Origin of the sequence: Sphingomonas sp. FUKUSWIS1 (assembly GCF_000733135.1) — a bacterium.
GTDB lineage: Bacteria > Pseudomonadota > Alphaproteobacteria > Sphingomonadales > Sphingomonadaceae > Sphingomonas > Sphingomonas aerolata.
On sequence record NZ_JPJC01000113.1, the window covers coordinates 1 to 3468 of the forward strand.

At 66.8% G+C, this 3468-nt stretch carries 4 protein-coding genes; 1 reads left to right on the forward strand and 3 read right to left on the reverse strand.

Features of this window, described 5'->3' with window-relative positions; genetic code table 11:
* On the reverse strand, window positions 1-1275 hold a 1275-nt coding region (locus sphsw_RS07975; RefSeq protein WP_031440139.1), incomplete at its 3' end, for a DEAD/DEAH box helicase.
* Between the two features lie 240 nt (window positions 1276-1515).
* Window positions 1516-2256 (reverse strand): Crp/Fnr family transcriptional regulator, encoded by a 741-nt coding sequence (locus tag sphsw_RS07980; RefSeq protein WP_235188324.1) that lies wholly within the window; start codon window positions 2254-2256, stop codon window positions 1516-1518.
* A gap of 298 nt (window positions 2257-2554) precedes the next feature.
* Between sphsw_RS07980 and sphsw_RS07985 the strand changes: the two genes are divergently transcribed.
* Window positions 2555-2815, forward strand: coding sequence for a DUF6894 family protein (locus sphsw_RS07985; RefSeq protein ID WP_031440141.1), 261 nt, complete (start codon window positions 2555-2557; stop codon window positions 2813-2815).
* A 38-nt stretch (window positions 2816-2853) separates the two neighbouring features.
* Here sphsw_RS07985 and sphsw_RS07990 read toward each other — a convergent pair whose 3' ends face one another.
* Window positions 2854-3267, reverse strand: coding sequence for a VOC family protein (locus sphsw_RS07990; RefSeq protein WP_031440142.1), 414 nt, complete (start codon window positions 3265-3267; stop codon window positions 2854-2856).
* Window positions 3268-3468 lie beyond the last annotated feature (201 nt).

Here is a 3468-nt window from a genome sequence, read left to right on the forward strand (position 1 = left end):
CGCATAGTTGCGGCCGGTGGTGCCGGTCGCGCGGGGCGCGTGGGTGGCGCGGGGACGCGCGGGATCGCGCGGACGGTCGATCCGGACTTCGGGATCGGCGCCCATCGTCTTGACGCGCGTCTGCTTGATCTGGTTCGACAGGTTGACGAAATCGTCGGGCAGCGGGCGGACCGTCACCTTCTGGCGGGTGATCCGCTCGATGTCGCGCAGATAGGCCTTCTCGTCATCCGCGCAGAACGCGACGGCGATGCCGCTGGCGCCCGCACGCGCGGTGCGGCCGATGCGGTGGACATACTGCTCGGCGACGTTGGGCAGCTCGAAGTTGATGACGTGGCTGACGCCCGAGACGTCGATGCCGCGCGCAGCGATGTCGGTCGCGATCAGGACCTTGACCTTGCCCTGCTTGAATTCGCCCAGCGCGCGCTCGCGCTGGCCCTGGCTCTTGTTGCCGTGGATCGCGTTCGAGGCGATGCCGTTGCCCGCGAGCAGCTTCACGACGCGGTCGGCGCCGTGCTTGGTGCGCGTGAAGACGAGCGCGCGGTCGATCGCGGGATCGCCCAGCGTGATCGTCAGCAGCGCCTGCTTTTCCGACTGGTTGCAGAAGGTGACATACTGGTCGACGCGCTCTGCGGTGGTCGCGGCGGGCTTGACCGAGACGGTCTTCGGATCGAGCAGGAACTGCGAGGCGAGATCGCGGATCGCGGTCGGCATCGTCGCCGAGAAGAACAAAGTCTGGCGCTTCTTCGGCAGCATGCGGACGATCTTCTTCAGCGCGTGGATGAAGCCGAGGTCCATCATCTGGTCGGCTTCGTCGAGCACGAGGATCTCGATCATCGACAGGTTGCAGAAGCCCTGCTCGATCAGGTCGATCAGGCGGCCCGGCGTGGCGACGAGGATGTCGACGCCGCGGCTGAGGTCCTGGCGGTTCTTGTTGATGCTGGTGCCGCCGAACACGGTGGTCACCGACATCTTGCTGAACTGGCCATAGGCGCGTGCGCTGTCGGCGATCTGGCTGGCGAGTTCGCGCGTCGGCGCGAGGACGAGCATGCGGCAATGCGTCGGCAGGACGCGCTTCTGCGTCTCGGTCAGGCGCTGGATCGAGGGGAGCACGAACGCGGCGGTCTTGCCGGTGCCGGTCTGCGCGATGCCGAGCAGGTCGCCGCCCTCGAGCAGGATCGGGATCGACTGGGCCTGGATCGGCGTCGGCTCGGTATAGCCCTTGGCTTCGAGCGCGCGGACGAGGGGCTCGGCGAGGCCGAGGTTGGAAAAGGACATGAATAGTCTCTCAAATGTGCCGGGCTCGCGAATCCACAGGAGGACGCGCGAGGGGCGTGGTGTTTTGACACCCCGCGTGAAAAGGGAAGCCCGTTAGAAACGACCGAGGCGGAGCCTGGACCTTGTTCAGGTCCGATCACGCTGCATGACACCTCGATGGCGGTCAGATGCGCGCGACCGGTCGAAAAGTCAAGAGTGGCCGGGTCGGGGCGGCTCTGGCCCCGTCCTCAGGCCCCGTCCTCAGCTGCGCGTCTGGGTCAGGTGGAGATAGCGTTCGTTGAATTCGGCGGCGTCGCGCAGCGCGCACCAGTCGACGACGCCGATCTGCCGCTTGCGACGCGTGATCAGGCCGTCGGTCTCGAGCGCGCGGAGCACGCGGTTGACATGGACCGGGGTCAGGCCGAGCGCATCGCCCATCTGTTCCTGCGTCATCGGCAGTTCGTAGCTGCCGTCCGCGTCGCTGAGCGAGGAGGCGCGCAGCCGGGCGGAGAATTCGCAGAGCAGGTGCGCAAGCCGCATCTTGGCGTTGCGGCGACCTACGTTGAGCAGCCATTCGCGGTGGATCGACGCCTCGACCAGCGCCTCGATCCACAAGGCGGTGGCGATCTTCGGCGAAACCGCGACGATCTCGCGCAGTGCGGGGATCGGGATCTCGGCGACGGTGATCCGGGTCAGCGCCTGGACGTCGTGATCCGATTCCTCGAGGAACAGGTTCTGCAGATCGATGAAGTCGCCCGGCATCAGGATCGAGACGATCTCGCGCTCGCCGTCGGGGGTGAGCTTCTGGCGATAGGCGAAGCCGTCGATCACGAACGCGCAGCGCAGCGGGCGTTGGCCCTCGCGCAGCATGTAGGTCGACTGATCGATCGTGCGCAGCTTGCACGGCAGCGCCGCGATCGCCACGCGATCCGCCGCACTCAGCTCGACCCGGGTCGCGAGCTTGGCAATCAGATGATCGGTGACGACGATGGGGTAATCCACATGCAGGCTCCGCTCGGGCGGGAGCATATCGAACTCTCAGTCGCCGGGTTAAGCATAGCTTGCCCAGAGGCGCCCTGCACTATCACAGGCGTTATAGTCTCGCTCAAACATAGGTTAGACGCGCATTTCGGAAATTGTCGGTTATTGTAAGAAAATGTCGGCTGCCGCGCGCTGTACGGGTGGCGCGGAACCGATCGTCGCGCAGGGGCGTAGACGCCTTGCGAGAAACAGGGGCGAACACTGGGCGCGGCAGCGCCGGTCGCCCCGGCCGTCGCGTCGAACGCACAGGATGTCGCTGATGCCGCGATACAGATTTCAGATCGCCCTGGGCGGCGAGGTGATCGAGGATCACGAGGGGATCGAGCTGGCGCACCGCGCGGCGGCGATCGAGCATGCGATCGTGGCGATGCGCGAGATGCTGGCGGAGGACATCCGCCAGGGCTGTGTCGACCTGACAATGCGGATCGAGATCATCGAGGGTTGCGGTGCGACGGTCCACGTCGCCGACTGTGCCGCGGCGATGGCGGCCGGGACGATGCCGGCCCGCCGCCGCGCGTGACGCGCGGCGGGCGGGCCGACGATCCTTACCAGTGGCCCTTACCAGTGGCCGGTGTTGGGCATCGACGCCCAGGGCTCGGCAGGGTCGAGCCGGCCGTCCTGCAGCAGCTCGATCGAGATGTTGTCGGGGGTGCGGACGAACGCCATGTGGCCGTCGCGCGGCGGCCGGTTGATCGTCACCCCGGCGTCCTGAAGCCGCTGGCAGGTCTCGTAGATATTGTCGACGCGGTAGGCGAGGTGTCCGAAATTGCGGCCTTCGCCATAGTCTTCCGGATCCCAGTTGTGCGTCAGCTCGACCTCGGCGCTCTCGTCACCGGGCGCGGAGAGGAAGATCAGCGTGAAGCGACCCTGCTCGTTTTCGAGGCGGCGGGCCTCCTTCAGCCCGAGCAGCTCGAAGAACGCGATCGTCTTGGCCGGATCGGTGACCCGGATCATCGTGTGCAGATATTTCATGGACGGCCTTTTCGGGTTGGATCGCCGGTAGATAGGCGGCGCCCCGGCGGGGTTCCAGAGGGGCGGGCGTGGCGGGTGGGGCATTCGCCATGGAGACTGTTGCCGCGCCCCTATCCTCCGTCCGTCATCCCCGCGGAGGCGGGGATCCAGAGGGGCGGGCGGTGGTGGCCGGGCCGTGACGGTTGCCCGTCTGGGTTCCCG

Coding starts and splice junctions, on each gene's coding strand:
- sphsw_RS07985 (WP_031440141.1), top strand. CDS start 2,555: ATGCCGCGATACAGATTTCAGATCGCCCTGGGCGGCGAGGTGATCGAG.
- sphsw_RS07990 (WP_031440142.1), bottom strand. CDS start 3,267: ATGAAATATCTGCACACGATGATCCGGGTCACCGATCCGGCCAAGACG.